The organism is Allobosea massiliensis (assembly GCF_042655245.1).
Taxonomy (GTDB): domain Bacteria; phylum Pseudomonadota; class Alphaproteobacteria; order Rhizobiales; family Beijerinckiaceae; genus Allobosea; species Allobosea massiliensis.
Genome location: NZ_JBHSLU010000140.1, coordinates 1 through 1392, shown reverse-complemented (window position 1 = coordinate 1392; position 1392 = coordinate 1). Strand labels below are relative to the sequence as shown.

The window sequence follows — 1392 nt, the reverse complement described above, 5'->3', positions numbered from 1 at the left end:
CACCATCGCCTCCGCGACGGCCTTCCTCTACGCAGCCGCCGCCATGGTTCTTATCCGCCGCATCGCGCGAGCGTCATGAGTTCCGGGACGGACTCTAAGGCCTTACTTCTCAGTCCGAGCGCGGTTGGCGGAACGGCTGATTTTTCGGAGTGATCAGTCGTCTCGGCTTCCCGCGGCTCCTTGCGAAGATGCGTCAGAAGGGTTCGAACACGCTGATCGTCGGGACGATCTCGCTCAAGTTCGATCGCCATGGAGAGGGCGTCGGCGGTTCGGCCCTGCCGGCTGATAGCGGTCGCGAGCTGGATACGGCTTCCCAGTTCTTCGGGACAAAGCGCGACGGCAGAACGAAACGCAGCTTCCGCTTTCACATGGTCACCGATGCGGCTTTGCAGCAGACCCAGCCCCGCCTGAGCGTTGGCATTGTCGGGAAGCCTTCCGACCATCGCTTGATAATCCGCGACGACAGCGCGCCGCACCTTGAGTGCGAGGACATCGCCCAAGAGCCAATGCGGTTCGGCCGCAATCGGCTTGACCGCAATCGCCTCTCTAAGCAATGCCTCGGCATCGTCCAGCTTACAGGCCTCGATCAGAGCTTTCGCGCCGGTCACGAGAAGTGCAAAATCATGAGGAAACACTTCGAGAGCGTCGCAAATTACCGAATGTGCCTCGTCGAACCGCTTCTGCGATCGATAAAGCCGTGCAAGCTCAAGGCTGGCTGTCGCGGTTGTCGGAGCCGCTCGCACCGCGCGGCACAGGGCAACTTCCCCCTCGGTTGCCAATCCTGAGCGCAATAAGCTCTGCCCAACCGCGAAATGCGCATGAGGGTTCTGTTCATCGAGCCGCACCGCTGCCCTCGCCGCGGCTAATGCAGCATCGGCATCGCCCTCTCGAAGACAGATTTGGCTGAGAAATGCATAACCCAGCGACGAGTCTGGTGACCGACGCAATCCTTCTTCGAGACGTCGTCGCGCGAAGGCCTGATCCCGCCCGCTAGCACACCAGATACCTTCAGCGAGCGGCTCATTCCAATCGTAGGCGACGTAGCGATGTACGAACTCAGCAAAGGTGAACGTTCCTTCGTGTCGCAGAGGATAACGATGGCAGGGGCCGCACCAGTTTAACCCGAAATGTTCTGCTACGGCGGGATGGACAGGGTGACAATCCGGCCAGAATTGCTTGATCTGCAACGGACCGAGCACGCGCGCGATTGTCGCATCCGAAAACCCCATGCGCTCGAACACCTGCTTTGCAAGCGCGCTGAACACCCCAAGCCCAGGATGATGCGGTGTCAGGAGGTCGTGTCCCTGCTGGTGGTGTAGCTTCGCAGAGCCACCGCGTGCCGGCTTTGGTCGGGCTGGTCAGGCGGCCACGGCTGGCAGGCTGACGATGGGA

General features: G+C 61.0%; 1 protein-coding gene. It reads right to left on the bottom strand.

Annotated elements, in window-relative coordinates; translation table 11 throughout:
- Window positions 1-50 precede the first annotated feature (50 nt).
- Complete coding sequence (locus tag ACFPN9_RS27840; protein ID WP_377817950.1) at window positions 51-1265, bottom strand: tetratricopeptide repeat protein; 1215 nt, start codon at window positions 1263-1265, stop codon at window positions 51-53.
- Window positions 1266-1392: the final 127 nt, after the last annotated feature.